This window comes from Serratia sp. 1D1416 (genome assembly GCF_003641105.1).
In the GTDB taxonomy this organism is placed as follows: domain Bacteria; phylum Pseudomonadota; class Gammaproteobacteria; order Enterobacterales; family Enterobacteriaceae; genus Serratia; species Serratia ficaria.
Window position 1 is genome coordinate 3,071,460 of record NZ_CP032738.1, and the last position, 14,134, is coordinate 3,085,593.

Consider the following 14,134-nt stretch of genomic DNA (forward strand, 5'->3'; position numbering starts at 1 on the left):
CTAAGCCCCTTGGCTGAGCATTGAGGAAAACGGCATGAATGCGGAGATAAAGCGCGGTTCGGTAGAGATGGTTGCGGCGATGTTGATTTCCGGCAGCATCGGCTGGTTTGTGCTGATGTCCGGGCAATCGGTATTCAACGTGGTGTTCTGGCGCTGCGCGGTGGGGGCGCCGGTGCTGCTGGCGATTTGCGCGGCAATGGGCCAGCTGCGTCCCGGCATCCTGACGCGGGCTACGCTGCTGCTGGCCATCGCCGGCGGCGTGGCGCTGGTGATCAACTGGCTGCTGCTGTTCGCCGCCTATTCTTACGCCTCCATTTCCATCGCCACCGCCGTGTACAACACCCAGCCGTTTATGCTGGTGGGGCTGGGGGCGCTGTTTCTCGGCGAGCAGCTGACCGCCCGCAAGCTGCTGTGGCTGGCGCTGGCGTTCGGCGGCATGATGATGGTGGTGCTGGCGCAGCCGCGGCAGGCGGGCGGGCAGAACCACTATCTGCTGGGCATTGCGCTGTCGCTCGGCGCGGCGTTTTTCTATGCGCTGATGGCGTTGGCCGCCAAGCGGCTGAAGGGCACGCCGCCGCACGTGATCGCGCTGATCCAGGTGACCGTCGGGGTGGTGATGCTGTTGCCGCTGGTGGATTTCCAGGCGCCGGTCAGCGCCGGGCAATGGGGCATGCTGGCGACGCTGGGCGTGCTGCACACCGGGCTGATGTACGTGCTGATGTACGGTGCGCTGCAGAAACTGCCGACCAACCTGATCGGCTCGCTGTCGTTTATCTACCCGATCGCCGCCATGCTGGTGGATCGCTTGGCGTTCGGCCATCGGCTGGTGGCGCTGCAGCTGATCGGCGCGGCCGTCATTCTGCTGGCGGCGGCGGGCATGAACCTGCTCGGCGAGCGGCGGCTGCGCTTGACGCCGGCGCCGGACGGCCAGCGCGGCGGCTGAGGCGGCGAGGGGATCAGGCCTGTTTTTTCAGCCGGCGCCATAAGGTGGTGCGGCTGATCCCCAAAAATCGGGCGGTGGCGGCGTGATCGCCACCGAACCGCGCCAGGGCCGCCTGCGCGCTGGGCGGCGGCTCCCGGGTTCCGCAGCGCGGCGGCGCGGCGGCCAGCTCCGGCAGCAGCCAAAGCAGGGTTTCTTCGGTCGGCGCCGCGCCGGTGCTCAGCATCAGCGCCAGCCGTTCCATCATGTTGCGCAGCTCCCGAAGATTGCCGGGCCAGGCGTAACGCTGCAGCGCGGCGTAGCAACCGGCCATGCCGGCGCGCAGCGGCTCCGTCAGCGGCACGTCGAGCGCCGCCAGCGACTGCTTCAGAAAGTGTTTAGCCAGGGCGGGAAGGTCGTCGCCTCGCTCCCGCAGCGGCGGCAGATGCAGGCGCAGGGCGCTCAGGCGATAGAACAGATCGGCGCGAAAATCCCCCTGCCGAATCGCCTGCTCCAGATGGCTGTGGGTGGCGCTGATGACCCTAAAGTCGACCGCTACCGGCCGCTGGCCGCCCACCCGGGTGACGGCTTTTTCCTCCAGCGCGCGCAGCAGCCGGGTTTGCAGATGGCGCGGCATTTCGCCGATCTCATCCAGAAACAGGGTGCCGCCGTTGGCGGTCTCCAGCAGCCCGCGCCGGCCGCCGCGCCGCGAGCCGGTAAAGGCGCCTTCCTCATAGCCGAACAGTTCGGCCTCCAGCAGCGATTCGGCTATGGCGCCGCAGTTGATGGCGACGAAAGGCGGCGTTTGCCCTCTGGGCAAGGTGCCGCGGCGGGAAAAATACTCCCGGTGGATCGCCTGCGCCGCCAGCTCCTTGCCGGTGCCGGTTTCGCCCTCGATCAACACCGCCGCCGGGGAACGGGCGTACAGCAAGATGGTGCGCCGCACCTGCTCTATCTGCGGCGAGGCGCCCCGCAAGTCGCCGAGCCCGTAGCGCGGTTGCAGCAGGTTGCGCGCGGCGTCATCGCCGCTGCGTTTGGCGTTGGCCTGCACCAGACGGGTGACGTCCAGCGCGTCGCTGAAGGCGGCGCGAATGGTGGCGGCCGAATAGAGAAAAATGGCGGTGAGCCCGGCTTCTTCCGCCAGACTGCTGATCAACCCTGCGCCGACCAGGGTCCGAATGCCGGCGGCTTTCAGTTCGGCGACTTGGTCGCGGGCGTCCTCTTCGGTGACGTAGCTGCGCTGTTCCAGCGGCAGGTCGAACGTTTGCTGGAACTCCAGCAGCGCAGGCAGCGGGGCTTTATAGGTGATGACGCCGATCCGTTCGCTGGTTTTGCGCGCTTTGCTCAGCGCCTGCAGCAGGTCGAAACCGCCGGGCTTGATCAGGATCACCGGTATCGACAGGCGGCTTTTCAGGTAGGCGCCGTTGGAGCCGGCGGCGATGATGGCGTCGCAGTGCTCGCTGGCCAGCTTTTCGCGGATGTGCCGCACCGCCTCCTCGAAGCCCAGGCGAATCGGGGTAATGGTCGCCAGGTGGTCGAACTCCAGGCTGATGTCCCGGAACAGGTCGAACAGGCGGGTAACGGAAAGGGTCCATATAACCGGTTTGTCCTGAACGCCGGGTTGGGGGTTGTCGTCGCGCATTTAAGGGTCACCAAACCGAGGAGATGCTTTAGGTGTAGCCGCGTTTCAACGATGTTTCAAAAAAATAGTGAAACGCGGATTGCAACGCCGGTTGAAACCCTGGCGCTCCGCCGGGCGCGCTTGAGCAGGCAGATTGAAATTCATTTTATTGTTTTCAAATGATTTTTATTTTTATTCGCGCCGGCCGCCAACCTGGCCCGCCCCTTGCTCTCTGTGTTTCATACTGCCCATCGGAGAGAACGCCATGACGCTGCGCTCACCAGGCCTGGCCTTTCGCCAGGCGCTGAGTAAAGAACACCCGTTGCAAATCGCCGGCGCGATCAACGCCAACCACGCCCTGCTGGCGCAGCGCGCCGGATTTCAGGCCATCTACCTTTCCGGCGGCGGCGTGGCGGCCGGTTCGCTGGGGCTGCCGGACCTGGGGATATCCACCCTGGACGATGTGCTGACCGATATTCGCCGCATTACCGACGTTTGCCCGTTGCCGCTGTTGGTGGACGTGGACAGCGGTTTCGGCGCCTCGGCGTTCAACGTCGCCCGCACGGTGCGCTCGGTGATCAAGGCCGGAGCGGCGGCGCTGCATATCGAGGATCAGGTCGGCGCCAAACGCTGCGGCCATCGCCCCAACAAGGCCATCGTTTCCACCGATGAGATGGTGGATCGCATCCGGGCGGCGATAGACGCGCGCAGCGATCCGGATTTCGTGATCATGGCGCGCACCGACGCGCTGGCGGTGGAAGGGCTGGAGGCGGCGATCGAACGCGCCCGGGCGTACGTGGCGGCCGGCGCCGACATGCTGTTCCCGGAGGCGATCACCGAGCTGGGCATGTATCGCCGGTTCGCCGAGGCCACGCAGGTGCCGATCCTCGCCAACATTACCGAATTCGGCGCGACGCCGCTGTTCACCACCGAAGAATTGCGCAGCGCCCGGGTAGATATGGCGCTGTACCCGCTGTCGGCCTTCCGGGCGATGAATCGCGCGGCGGAACGGGTGTACCAGGCGTTACGCGCGGAAGGCACGCAGAAAAACGTGATTGACGCCATGCAGACCCGCAATGAGCTGTACGAAAGCATCAACTACTATTTGTTCGAAGAGAAACTCGACGCCTTGTTCGCCCGCCAACGCGGCGAATGAGCGGCGTCCCCGGAAAAGCCAAACGAGGACAGCATGAATCCAGCGATCCCCCCGTCAAGCCCGACCGGCGATAAGCCGAAAAAATCCGTGTCGCTGTCCGGCGTGCCCGCCGGCAATACCGCGCTGTGCACCGTGGGGCGCAGCGGCAACGATCTGCACTATCGCGGTTACGACATTCTCGATCTTGCGCGCCACTGCGAGTTTGAAGAGGTTGCCCACCTGCTGATCCACGGCAAGCTGCCGAACCGCGACGAGCTGCTGGCCTATAAACACCGGCTGAAGGCGCTGCGCGGCCTGCCGGCCAGCGTGCGCACGGTGCTGGAAGCCCTGCCGGCGGCCTCTCATCCGATGGACGTGATGCGCACCGGCGTCTCGGCATTGGGCTGCACCCTGCCGGAAAAAGAGCAGCACGGCGCCGCCGGCGCCCGCGACATCGCCGACCGGCTGCTGGCGTCGCTGGGATCGATGCTGCTCTACTGGTATCACTACAGCCACAACGGCGAACGCATCCAGCCGGAAACCGACGACGACTCCATCGGCGCTCACTTTCTGCACCTGTTGCACGGCGAGCCGCCTTCCGCCAGCTGGGAGCAGGCGATGCACGCTTCATTGATCCTGTACGCCGAGCATGAGTTCAACGCCTCGACCTTTACCGGCCGGGTGATCGCCGGCACCGGCTCCGACATCTATTCGGCGATCGTCGGCGCGATCGGCGCGCTGCGCGGGCCGAAGCACGGCGGCGCCAACGAAGTGTCGCTGGAGATCCAGCAGCGCTACGAAACGCCCGACGAGGCGGAGAGCGACATCCGCCGCCGCATCGACAACAAAGAGGTGGTTATCGGCTTCGGGCACCCGGTGTACACCCTGTCGGACCCGCGCCATCAGGTGATCAAGGAGATTGCGCTGCGCCTCTCGCGGGAGGCGGGGGCGATGAAACTGTACGACATCGCCGACCGGCTGGAGAGCGTGATGCGAGACAGCAAAAAGATGTTCCCTAACCTCGATTGGTTCTCGGCGGTCTCTTACCACCTGCTGGGCGTGCCCAGCGAAATGTTCACGCCGCTGTTCGTCATGGCCCGGGTCAGCGGCTGGTCGGCGCACATTATCGAACAGCGGTTGGATAACAAGATCATTCGCCCGTCCGCCCACTATATCGGGCCGGAAGAACGGCCCTTCGTGCCGCTGGATCAGCGCTGAGCGCCCGGTGTTTTACCCTGGAACCATTGGACATCATCATGCTTGAATCTGCCATTCCCCCACGCCCGCCGTTCGACCGCGAAATGGTCGACATCGTCGACTACGTGATGAAAGAGGCCGTCGAGACGCCGGCGGCCTATCGCACCGCGCACTACTGTTTGCTGGATACCCTCGGATGCGGCCTGGAGGCGTTGAGCTACCCGGCCTGCAAAAAATTGCTGGGACCGACGGTACCGGGCGCCGAAGTGCCCAACGGCAGCCGGGTGCCGGGCACCCGCTTTCAACTGGATCCGATCCAGGCGGCGTTCAACATCGGCGCGATGATCCGCTGGCTCGACTTCAACGATACCTGGCTGGCGGCGGAGTGGGGGCATCCTTCGGATAACCTGGGGGGCATCCTGGCGGTGGCTGACTGGCTGTCTCGCCAGGCGGTGGCGGCGGGCAAGGCGCCGCTGACCATGAAACAGGTGCTGATCGCCATGATCAAGGCGCATGAAATTCAGGGCTGCATCGCGCTGGAAAACGCCTTCAACCGGGTCGGGCTGGATCACGTGCTGCTGGTGAAGGTGGCGTCCACGGCGGTGGTGGCGCAGATGCTCGGCCTGAGCCGGGCGGAGATCCTCAACGCGGTTTCGCTGGCGTGGGTGGACGGGCAGCCGCTGCGCACCTATCGGCATGCGCCGAACGCCGGCGCCCGCAAGTCTTGGGCGGCGGGGGATGCGACCTCCCGGGCGGTGCGGCTGGCGATGATCGCCGCCACCGGCGAGATGGGTTACCCTTCGGCGCTGACGGCGCCGACCTGGGGGTTTTACGCGGTGTCGTTCGGCGGCAAACCTTTCCGCTTCCAGCGGCCGTACGGCGCTTACGTGATGGAAAACGTGCTGTTCAAGATTTCGTTCCCGGCCGAGTTTCATGCCCAGACCGCCGTGGAAGCGGCGATGACGCTGCACCGGCAGATGCAGGCCGCCGGGAAAAGCGCCGCCGATATCGACCGGGTGAGCATTCGCACCCATGAAGCCTGCCTGCGCATTATCGATAAGCAGGGGCCGCTGGATAACCCGGCCGATCGCGATCACTGCATCCAGTATATGGTGGCGATCCCGCTGCTGTTCGGCCGGCTGACGGCCGCCGACTACGAGGATAACGTGGCCGCTGACCCGCGTATCGACGCGTTGCGCAGCAAGATCCATTGCCAGGAGGACGCCGCCTTTACCCGCGATTACCACCATCCGGAAAAACGCGCGATCGCCAATGCGCTGACGGTGACGTTTTCCGACGGCAGCTCCCTGGACGAGGTGACGGTGGCGTATCCTATCGGCCACGCGCGGCGGCGCGAAGAAGGCATTCCGCTGCTGATCGAGAAATTCAAAACCAACCTGGCGCGCCAGTTCCCGGCTTTGCAGCGGCAGCGCATTCTGGCGGTCTCGCTGGATCGGCAGCGGCTGGAGCGCATGCCGGTCAACGAGTACCTCGACCTGTGGGTGATTTGAGGCGAACGGCGCTGGCAAAAAGCGCCGCCGTCGCTATGATGGAAGCTCCGCTTCCCGACGACGATCCCAGGTGATATATGATTGATGCCGCTACGCTGTTGCTGTTTTCCGGTGCCTGTCTGGCGCTGACGCTCACCCCCGGCCCGGACATGCTGCTGATAGCTTCGCGCAGCATCAGCCAGGGGCGGCGCGCCGGTTTCGCCTCGCTGGCGGGCATTCAGCTTGGCACCTATTGCCACGCGCTGGCGGCGGCGCTGGGTTTGTCGCAGCTGTTTGTCGCCGTGCCGCTGGCTTACGACGCGGTGAGAATGCTCGGCGCGGCCTATTTGCTGTATCTGGCGTGGAAAACGCTGCGATCGGGCAGCAGCCTGCAGGCTTCCGCCGGGTTGCAGGCGGTGCCGACGGCGCGCATTTTCCGCCAGGGGCTGTTCACCAATATCCTCAATCCCAAAATGGCGCTGTTCGTGCTGGCGCTGTTCCCGCAGTTTATCGATCCGCACGCCGGCTCGGTGGTGGTGCAGATGCTGATGCTGGCCACGGTGTTGAACCTGGTCGGGTTGTTGATCAACGGCGGGGTGATCCTGGCGGTCAGCCGCATGAAAAGCCGCTTTGCCGGCCGTCGCTTCAGCGCCCGCTGGCCGAATTACCTGCTGAGCGGGGTGTTCGCCGGCCTGGCCTGCAAGCTGATTTTCGACGGCCGCAAATAAGCCTATTCCTGCAATAGCGCTTCAAACGCCGCGCTGGCCGGGCTATCCGCCAGCGCGCTGTACATCACCAGCCGCAGATGATTTTCTTCGTCGACGATAAAAGACGCGTGCTCGAAGGTGACCTGGCCGACCTCCGCCACCTCGAAGGTGCGTTGCCCCTGGCAGCGGCCGTGAATGTCGTGCTGTTGCCACAGCCGGCGGAACTGCGGCGATACCTGCTCCAGCGCCTGTACCCGTTGCCGCATGACCTCGTCTTCCGGCGCGCGGGCGTAGTCGCGGCGGAAACTGGCCAGCACCTGCGGCGCCTGCGCCTGCCATTCCACCAGCCGTTGATTGAGCTGCGGATCGGCGAACAGCATCCACAGCATGTTGCGCTGTTCCGCCGGGCGTTCACCGATAGCGAACAGCCGCTCCGCCGCCGGGTTCCAGGCGATGATGTCCCAGCTTAAATTCATCACGTAGGCCGGCCGCCGCGTCAAATCGTCCAGCAGGCGGCGCACCAGCGGCGAGACCTGGCACCACTGATGGCCGACCGACACCGGCGGCCGTTGATGAGCGAGCAGAAACAGGTGATAGCGGCCGGTGGCGTCCAGCTTCAGCACCCGCGCCAGGTTCTCCAAAAACTCCACCGACGCATTGATTTCCCGCCCTTGCTCCAGCCAGGTGTACCAGGTCAGGCCGACGCCGGCCAGGGCCGCGACCTCCTCACGCCGCAGCCCCGGTGTGCGGCGTCGGCTGCCGCTCGGCAGGCCTACCGCCTGCGGCGTCAGACGTTCGCGTTTTTGGCGTAAAAAATCCGCCAGTTCCTGACGGGTGCGGTTGAGCGCGCGTGGGGGCATGTGGGCCGTCCTGTTGCTGTCAGTAATAGTATAAGTGGCTATATAGTAACAGTTTAAGACATGTTCCATACTGCCGCCATCCCAATTTCTGGAGGCAGTTATGGAACAGTCATTATCTTGCGGCACGCGGGGTTTGCCCGGCCTGCCGGTGTTGTTGCTGGGCGGGTTTGTCACGGTGTTCGACCTGTTTGTGGTCAACGTGGCGGCCCCGGTGATCCAACGGCAGTTCGCCGCCGATTTTTCCGGCGTTGGGCTGATCGTCGCCGGCTATGAGCTGGCGTTTGGCGTGCTATTGATCGCCGGCGGGCGTTTGGGGGATCGCTTCGGGCGGCGGCGGATGTTCAGTCTCGGCATGCTGGGGTTCGCGTTGACCTCGGCGTTGTGCGGGGCGGCGAGCTCTCTCGGCATGCTGATTGTGGCGCGCTTTCTGCAAGGCGCGGCGGCGGCGCTGCTGTTCCCGCAAATCTATGCGCTGCTGCGGGTGTTGTACAACCCGCATCAACGGCGGCGCGCCTTTGCCTGGCTGGGCATGACGCTGGGGCTGGCGGCTATTTTCGGCCAGATCCTCGGCGGGTTTATCATTGAGGCGAATGTTTTCGGCAGCGGCTGGCGGATGATTTTCCTGATCAACCTGCCGATTGGCGGGCTGGCGCTGCTGGCCGCCCGGCGCCTGCCGGAGTCGAGGCTGCCGCAGGCGCAGCGGCTGGATGGCGTCGGCTTGCTGTTGGCGGCCAGCGGGCTGTTGCTGCTGTTGGTGCCGCTGCTGGAGGGCCGTCACGCGGCTGGCCGCAGTGGGTGTGGCCGACGCTGGCGCTGGCGGCGCCGACGCTGTGGGGGTTTATCCGCTGGGAGCGACGGCTGGCGCAGCGTTCCGGCGATGCGGTGCTCGACCCGGCGCTGTTCCGGCAGGGGCATTTCGCGCATGGCGTGGCGGTGGTGCTGGCGATTTACTCTACCGCCTCCTCCTTCTTTCTCTGTTTCGCGCTGCTGCTGCAGGCGGGCGTGGGGCTGACGCCGTTTCAGGCCGGCAGCCTGTTCGCTCCCGCCAGCCTGGCCTTCATGCTGGCGTCGATGCTGGCGCCCAGGCTGGCGCAGCGCTGGGGCGACCAGGTGCTGGCGACAGGCGTGGCCGTCTACGCCGCGGGCCTGGCGCTGCTGGTGGCTCAGGTGCTGTGGGGCGCGGCGTTGGTTCATCCGCTGCGGCTGTTGCCGGGGTTGGTGGCGTTGGGCTTCGGCCAGGCGCTGAGCATGACGCCGCTGCTGAATCTGGTGCTCGGGCTGGCGCACGAGCGTCAGGCGGGCATGGCGGCCGGGCTGGTCTCCACCGTGCAACAGGTGGGCGGCGCGCTGGGCATCGTCGCCAGCGGCGCCTTTTTCGTGCCGCTGCTGGCCGGCGGCGGCGGGGCGGAGCGCTATGGCCAGGCGTTTGCCGGCGCGATGCTCTACAACCTGCTGGCGATGGCCATCGCCTTTGTGCTGCTTAAGTGGATCATCCGACAGCGGCATAAAGTGGATCTTCAGTAAACCGCCGGCGGGTGCTATTGCTGTCTGCATCATTTGCAGAGCTTGAGGAGCCAACGTTATGTATCAACCCGCCGCATTTCGCGAAGACCGTCTCGAGGCGCAGCTTGCGCTGGCGCGCGCCAATCCGTTGGGCATGTTGGTCAGCCAGGGGGAACAGGGGCTGACGGCCGATCCGCTGCCGTTTTTGATCGACGCCGACCCGCAGGGGCAGCTGTGGCTGCGGGCGCATCTGTCGCGCGCCAACGGCCACTGGAAACTTCTGCGGCAGACGCCGGAGTGCCTGGTGATATTCCAGGGGACGGAAGGCTATATCTCGCCGGGCTGGTATGAATCCAAGCGCCTGACCGGCAAAGCGGTGCCGACCTGGAATTACAGCCTGGTGCAGTTCCACGGCGTGCCGACGGTGATCGAGGATCCGCTTTGGCTGCGGCGGCAGCTGGAGGGGCTGACGGCGCTGCAGGAGGGGCGTCAGCCCGCCCCCTGGCGGCTCGACGATGCGCCGGCCGGCTATATCGCCGGGCAAATCAGGGGCATTGTCGGCATCGAAATCGCCGTTACCCGGCGCGAAGGCAAATGGAAAATGAGCCAGAACCGCAGCGCCGGGGATATCGACGGCGTGATTGACGGGCTGCGCGCCGGTGGTGAGGCGCAGCGGCGGCTGGCGGAGGAGGTTGAGCGGCGGCGCGGATAGGGTATGCTAACCAGAGTGACATCAGGGGAGCAGGCGATGGATTACAGCAAAATTATCAAAGAAATAGGTCGCGGCAAAAATCATGCGCGCGATCTGGATCGGCAAACCGCGTTCGCGCTGTATCAGGCGATGCTGGCCGACGAGGTGCCTGAGCTGGAACTGGGCGGCATTCTGATCGCGCTGCGCATCAAGGGCGAAGCCGAAGAGGAAATGCTGGGGTTCTATCAGGCGATGCAGCAGCAGGTTTTGCCGCTGCAGGCGCCGCAGGGGCGGCCGTTGCCGGTGGTGTTGCCGAGCTATAACGGCGCGCGCAAGCAGGCGAACCTGACGCCGCTGTTGGCGCTGCTGTTGGCGAAAGTCGGGTTGCCGGTGGTGGTGCACGGCGTGTTGGACGACAGCACCCGCGTGACCAGCGCCGAAACCTTTCGCGCGCTGGGGCTGCCGTGGTCGGAAGACGCCGTTCACGCCCAGCGGCGGCTGGACAGCGGCGAACCGGTATTCATGCCGGTGTCCGCGCTGTCGGCGCCGCTGGCTCGGCAGCTCGGCCTGCGCTGGCGGATGGGGGTGCGCAACAGCGCGCATACGCTGGCCAAGCTGGCGACGCCGTTTGGCGAGCAGGATGCGTTGCGCCTCGCCAGCGTTTCGCACCCGGAGTACGTCGGCCGCGTGGCGTCTTTCTTCCGCCAGATCGGCGCCCGCGGGCTGCTGATGCACGGCACCGAGGGGGAAGCCTACGCCAACCCGCAGCGCTGCCCGCAGATCCATTATATCGCCGACGGCGAACAGCGGGTGCTGCTGGAGCGGCCGGGGCAGGATGAAACCCCGGCGCTGCCGGCCGCCCGGGACGCCGACACCACCGCCCGTTGGATCGAACGTTGCCTGGCGGGGGAGGTGGCGATCCCGCTGTCGATCCAGCGGCAAATCGCCTGCTGCCTGGTGGCCGCCGGCGAGGTTGAGACGCTGGAGCAGGGCCTGGCGCGTCTGCGACAGGCCTGAATCCCGCCTATACTGGAACATCACGCATATCGGCTGAAGGATGGTTATGCAACAGGCTCTCGATTACTTCAATCAATTGAATCAGGATTATCTCGACGTTCACCGCGCCAAGGAAGATTTGTTCTGGCAGAACTACATGGGGATCGGCGATGAAGAGGTTTCGGCGCGTTTTTCAGCCGCGGAAAGCGCCTATAAGCGCTTTATCGCCGAGCCGCGGCGGATGGGCGAAATCCGCCGGCTGTTGGCCGGGTTGGAGAGGCTGCCGCAGGATGCGCAGCGCGATGCGCTGCAGCACGGGCTGAACGGCTGGCTGCGCTTTTTCGACTGCAACGTTATTGAAGATGGCGAGGCGCAGGCGCTGCTGGATCAGATAATCCAGGCCGAGGCCGATCTGTATTCCCGCCGCAAGGGTTATCAGGCCACGCATTTGAACGCCGACGGGCGGCGGGTGCCGGCGTCGCTTGGCGAACTGCTGACCAATCAGGCCACCAACCCGCATGAAGACTATCGCCGCAGCTCGCAGAGCGCGCTGCGCGATCTGGAGCAATGGCTGCTGCATAACGGGCTGCCGGAACTGATCGGCCTGCGCAATCGCTTTGCGCGCCGGATGGGCTACCGCAACTATTTCGATTACAAGGTGAACAAAACCGAGCGCATGACGCCGGAACAGCTGTTCGCCATTCTCGATCGCTTCGAACGCGAAACCCGCGAGGCCAACGCCCGCAGCCTGCAGCAGCTGGCGGCGGAGAAGGGCCAGCAGGCGCTGGAACCGTGGAACCTGCGCTTCGCCAGCGCCGGCGACGTGACCCGCCAGCTGGATCCCTATTTCCCGTTCGCCCGCTCGCTGGAGCGCTGGGTCAACAGTTTCAAGCGGTTGCACATCGGTTTTCGCGGCGCGGAGCTGAATCTCGACTTGCTGGTGCGTCAAGGCAAATATGAGAACGGCTTTATGCACGGCCCGGTGCCGCCGTTCATTCAGCAGGGCAAGTGGCTGCCGGCGCGCATCAACTTCACCAGCCTGGCGCAGCCGGGCATGGTGGGCAGCGGCGCTCAGGGCCTCAATACCCTGTTTCACGAAGGCGGCCACGCGGCGCACTTCGCCAATATTTGTCAAAACGCCCCGTGCTTTTCGCAGGAATTCCCGCCGACCTCGATGGCCTATGCCGAAACCCAGTCGATGTTCTGCGACAGCCTGCTGGATGACGCCGATTGGCTGAAGCGCTATGCGAAAAACGCCGCCGATGAGCCGGTGCCGGATGCCTTGATCGAGGCCGGCATCGCCGCACGCCAGCCGATGCGCGCGTTCAACGAACGGCACATTCTGCTGGTGCCGTATTTCGAGTGGGCGCTGTATCAATGGGACGATGAACAGCGCACGCCGCAGGCGATCACCGCGCTGGCGCGCGAGGTCGAGCAAAAGATCCTCGGCATCAGCGGCAGCCCGCGGCCGACGTTGGCGATCCCGCATTTGCTGTCGCTGGAGTCGGCCTGTTCCTATCAGGGCTATCTGCTGGCGATGATGGCGGTGGAGCAGACCCGCCAATTCTTCCTGCAGCGCGACGGCTATCTGACCGACAACCCGGCGATAGGGCCGGATCTGGCGCGCCACTACTGGCTGCCGGGCAACGGCGTCAGCCATGACGATACGCTGCGCAGCCTGACCGGCGAGGGCTTCAATCCGGACTATCTGGCCCAGGCCTGTAACCGGACGGTGGCGCAGGCCTGGCATGAGGCGCAGCAATGCATCGCCGCCGCAGCCGCACGGCCGCAGCCGCCGGCGGATTTCTCCCTGGCGGCGCATATCCGAGTGGTGGACGGGGATACGCTGCTGGCGGACAACGCCGACGGCGACGAGCGGATGTGTCGCGATTTCGCCGCGGCGATTAACGCGCGTCTGGCCTGAGGCGCTAGGGTGAGCCGCGATTTTTAGTTGCAAAGCCCCGGAAGGGGCTTTTTTCTTGGGAGAATTATCCCAAACGATCAGGGTGTTCCAGCGTATGGGGGATTATGTAGTAGGTTAGTTTTTCGCTTTTCAATGGAACTGATGATATGACCACGTCTAAAGGGATAGCCCAAATAATTTATAAAGATGCGATCGACTATTCTCGCGTCAGAGCGCATAACGCAGGACAGGATATTTTCCTTTTGGCTTGCAAAATGACAATACGGCTGTCACGCCAAATGGTGAAATTTATTTCAAGCCAAAGAATTTTCGCGAAGATTACGCAATGGAAAGTGCTGGTTTTCAACACTGGTTCATTCATGAAATGGCGCATGTTTGGCAATATCAAATGAAAATGAATGTTTTGCTGAAGGGATCAATGAGCTGGGCGGCAACTTATGAATATTCACTTCCTAATGACAACACGCTCGCTGACTATGGTATGGAGCAGCAAGCCTCCATTCTTGCCGATTACTTCTTACTGGTTCGCTTTAGCCGTGAAGAGTGGCGCCGTAACAAGCTTATGAAAGGGTTGGATGGGCCGGATCTCAAAACACGTTATGAAACGACATTACGTATATTTATTCAAAACCCAAAAAACCCGAAGGCAATGAAATGAGAATTTTGACTTTTCTACTGACCTTATCACTTCTCACCGGTTGTGTTCAGGAACGACCATGGCACTATCAGGCTGATGCCAGCGTCAAAAATAATCACGTGTGCATTAGCGTGCCTGATGATGTTTCAGGGATTCGTAAACTGGTCGGCATAAGCATTTACCGGCCAGGCAAAGGAGGGAAAGCAGAATGGTCAGCTTCCGTTGAACCTGGACAACCGGTGATGATTGTCATGCCAGGAAGCTGTTTGGCCGATGAATTTAAGGGGTTTGTCGCCGGGAGCAGCTATTCGGTTGAGATTTCAACTATCGGTGAAGCCTATGACGACACGCCACGTAAATATTGGACGGAGTTCAGGCTCGTGAATGACATGAATGATAAGCAACAAATCGTCATGGAACCTGTCCAGCGCTAACGGTCTTCGTTCGATCTAGA

12 protein-coding genes and 1 pseudogene are annotated in these 14,134 nt (G+C 63.7%); 11 read left to right on the forward strand and 2 right to left on the reverse strand.

Translation table 11 applies throughout. The features are described from left to right. Positions 1 to 34: 34 nt before the first annotated feature. Complete coding sequence (locus D7I37_RS14935) at positions 35 to 943, forward strand: DMT family transporter (RefSeq protein ID WP_061797637.1); 909 nt, start codon at positions 35 to 37, stop codon at positions 941 to 943. Positions 944 to 956: 13 nt separating this feature from the next. On the opposite strand, the gene prpR is transcribed toward D7I37_RS14935, so the two are convergent. Next, on the reverse strand, positions 957 to 2,561 hold the full coding sequence (gene prpR, locus D7I37_RS14940; RefSeq protein ID WP_061797636.1) for a propionate catabolism operon regulatory protein PrpR: 1,605 nt from the start codon (positions 2,559 to 2,561) through the stop codon (positions 957 to 959). A gap of 244 nt (positions 2,562 to 2,805) precedes the next feature. On the opposite strand from prpR, the gene prpB reads away from it, so the two are divergent. From prpB to D7I37_RS14960, 4 genes are all read left to right on the forward strand, one after another. Beyond that, positions 2,806 to 3,696: a methylisocitrate lyase gene (gene prpB / locus D7I37_RS14945; RefSeq protein ID WP_129543931.1), complete on the forward strand. Its 891-nt coding sequence runs from the start codon at positions 2,806 to 2,808 to the stop codon at positions 3,694 to 3,696. Between the two features lie 33 nt (positions 3,697 to 3,729). Continuing rightward, a complete protein-coding gene (prpC, locus tag D7I37_RS14950; protein ID WP_061797633.1) occupies positions 3,730 to 4,893 on the forward strand; it encodes a 2-methylcitrate synthase in 1,164 nt (387 codons plus the stop codon). A 38-nt stretch (positions 4,894 to 4,931) separates the two neighbouring features. After that, positions 4,932 to 6,383: a bifunctional 2-methylcitrate dehydratase/aconitate hydratase gene (locus D7I37_RS14955; RefSeq protein ID WP_129543932.1), complete on the forward strand. Its 1,452-nt coding sequence runs from the start codon at positions 4,932 to 4,934 to the stop codon at positions 6,381 to 6,383. Positions 6,384 to 6,460: 77 nt separating this feature from the next. Beyond that, complete coding sequence (locus tag D7I37_RS14960) at positions 6,461 to 7,090, forward strand: LysE family translocator (RefSeq protein WP_129543933.1); 630 nt, start codon at positions 6,461 to 6,463, stop codon at positions 7,088 to 7,090. Between the two features lie 2 nt (positions 7,091 to 7,092). Here the strand turns inward: D7I37_RS14960 and D7I37_RS14965 are convergent, their stop codons facing one another. Continuing rightward, positions 7,093 to 7,929, reverse strand: coding sequence for a helix-turn-helix transcriptional regulator (locus D7I37_RS14965; protein ID WP_129543934.1), 837 nt, complete (start codon positions 7,927 to 7,929; stop codon positions 7,093 to 7,095). Between the two features lie 100 nt (positions 7,930 to 8,029). On the opposite strand from D7I37_RS14965, the pseudogene D7I37_RS27705 reads away from it, so the two are divergent. The 6 genes and pseudogenes from D7I37_RS27705 (at position 8,030) to D7I37_RS14995 (ending at position 14,114) form a co-directional block, all read left to right on the forward strand. Then, positions 8,030 to 9,453, forward strand: a pseudogene (locus D7I37_RS27705) (MFS transporter). 58 nt (positions 9,454 to 9,511) lie between these two features. Beyond that, the gene (locus D7I37_RS14975; protein WP_061797626.1) at positions 9,512 to 10,144 is read left to right on the forward strand and encodes an FMN-binding negative transcriptional regulator; all 633 of its coding nucleotides are present in this window, start codon (positions 9,512 to 9,514) and stop codon (positions 10,142 to 10,144) included. Between the two features lie 36 nt (positions 10,145 to 10,180). Next, on the forward strand, positions 10,181 to 11,140 hold the full coding sequence (gene ybiB / locus D7I37_RS14980) for a DNA-binding protein YbiB (RefSeq protein ID WP_061797624.1): 960 nt from the start codon (positions 10,181 to 10,183) through the stop codon (positions 11,138 to 11,140). A gap of 46 nt (positions 11,141 to 11,186) precedes the next feature. Beyond that, a complete protein-coding gene (locus tag D7I37_RS14985) occupies positions 11,187 to 13,043 on the forward strand; it encodes a M3 family metallopeptidase (protein WP_095096458.1) in 1,857 nt (618 codons plus the stop codon). Positions 13,044 to 13,290: 247 nt separating this feature from the next. Beyond that, on the forward strand, positions 13,291 to 13,701 hold the full coding sequence (locus tag D7I37_RS14990) for a hypothetical protein (protein WP_242502699.1): 411 nt from the start codon (positions 13,291 to 13,293) through the stop codon (positions 13,699 to 13,701). After that, the gene (locus tag D7I37_RS14995) at positions 13,698 to 14,114 is read left to right on the forward strand and encodes a putative T6SS immunity periplasmic lipoprotein (protein WP_129543935.1); all 417 of its coding nucleotides are present in this window, start codon (positions 13,698 to 13,700) and stop codon (positions 14,112 to 14,114) included. The genes D7I37_RS14990 and D7I37_RS14995 overlap by 4 nt, the downstream gene beginning before the upstream one ends. Positions 14,115 to 14,134 lie beyond the last annotated feature (20 nt).

Coding starts and splice junctions, on each gene's coding strand:
- D7I37_RS14935 (WP_061797637.1), top strand. CDS start 35: ATGAATGCGGAGATAAAGCGCGGTTCGGTAGAGATGGTTGCGGCGATG.
- prpR (WP_061797636.1), bottom strand. CDS start 2,561: ATGCGCGACGACAACCCCCAACCCGGCGTTCAGGACAAACCGGTTATA.
- prpB (WP_129543931.1), top strand. CDS start 2,806: ATGACGCTGCGCTCACCAGGCCTGGCCTTTCGCCAGGCGCTGAGTAAA.
- prpC (WP_061797633.1), top strand. CDS start 3,730: ATGAATCCAGCGATCCCCCCGTCAAGCCCGACCGGCGATAAGCCGAAA.
- D7I37_RS14955 (WP_129543932.1), top strand. CDS start 4,932: ATGCTTGAATCTGCCATTCCCCCACGCCCGCCGTTCGACCGCGAAATG.
- D7I37_RS14960 (WP_129543933.1), top strand. CDS start 6,461: ATGATTGATGCCGCTACGCTGTTGCTGTTTTCCGGTGCCTGTCTGGCG.
- D7I37_RS14965 (WP_129543934.1), bottom strand. CDS start 7,929: ATGCCCCCACGCGCGCTCAACCGCACCCGTCAGGAACTGGCGGATTTT.
- D7I37_RS14975 (WP_061797626.1), top strand. CDS start 9,512: ATGTATCAACCCGCCGCATTTCGCGAAGACCGTCTCGAGGCGCAGCTT.
- ybiB (WP_061797624.1), top strand. CDS start 10,181: ATGGATTACAGCAAAATTATCAAAGAAATAGGTCGCGGCAAAAATCAT.
- D7I37_RS14985 (WP_095096458.1), top strand. CDS start 11,187: ATGCAACAGGCTCTCGATTACTTCAATCAATTGAATCAGGATTATCTC.
- D7I37_RS14995 (WP_129543935.1), top strand. CDS start 13,698: ATGAGAATTTTGACTTTTCTACTGACCTTATCACTTCTCACCGGTTGT.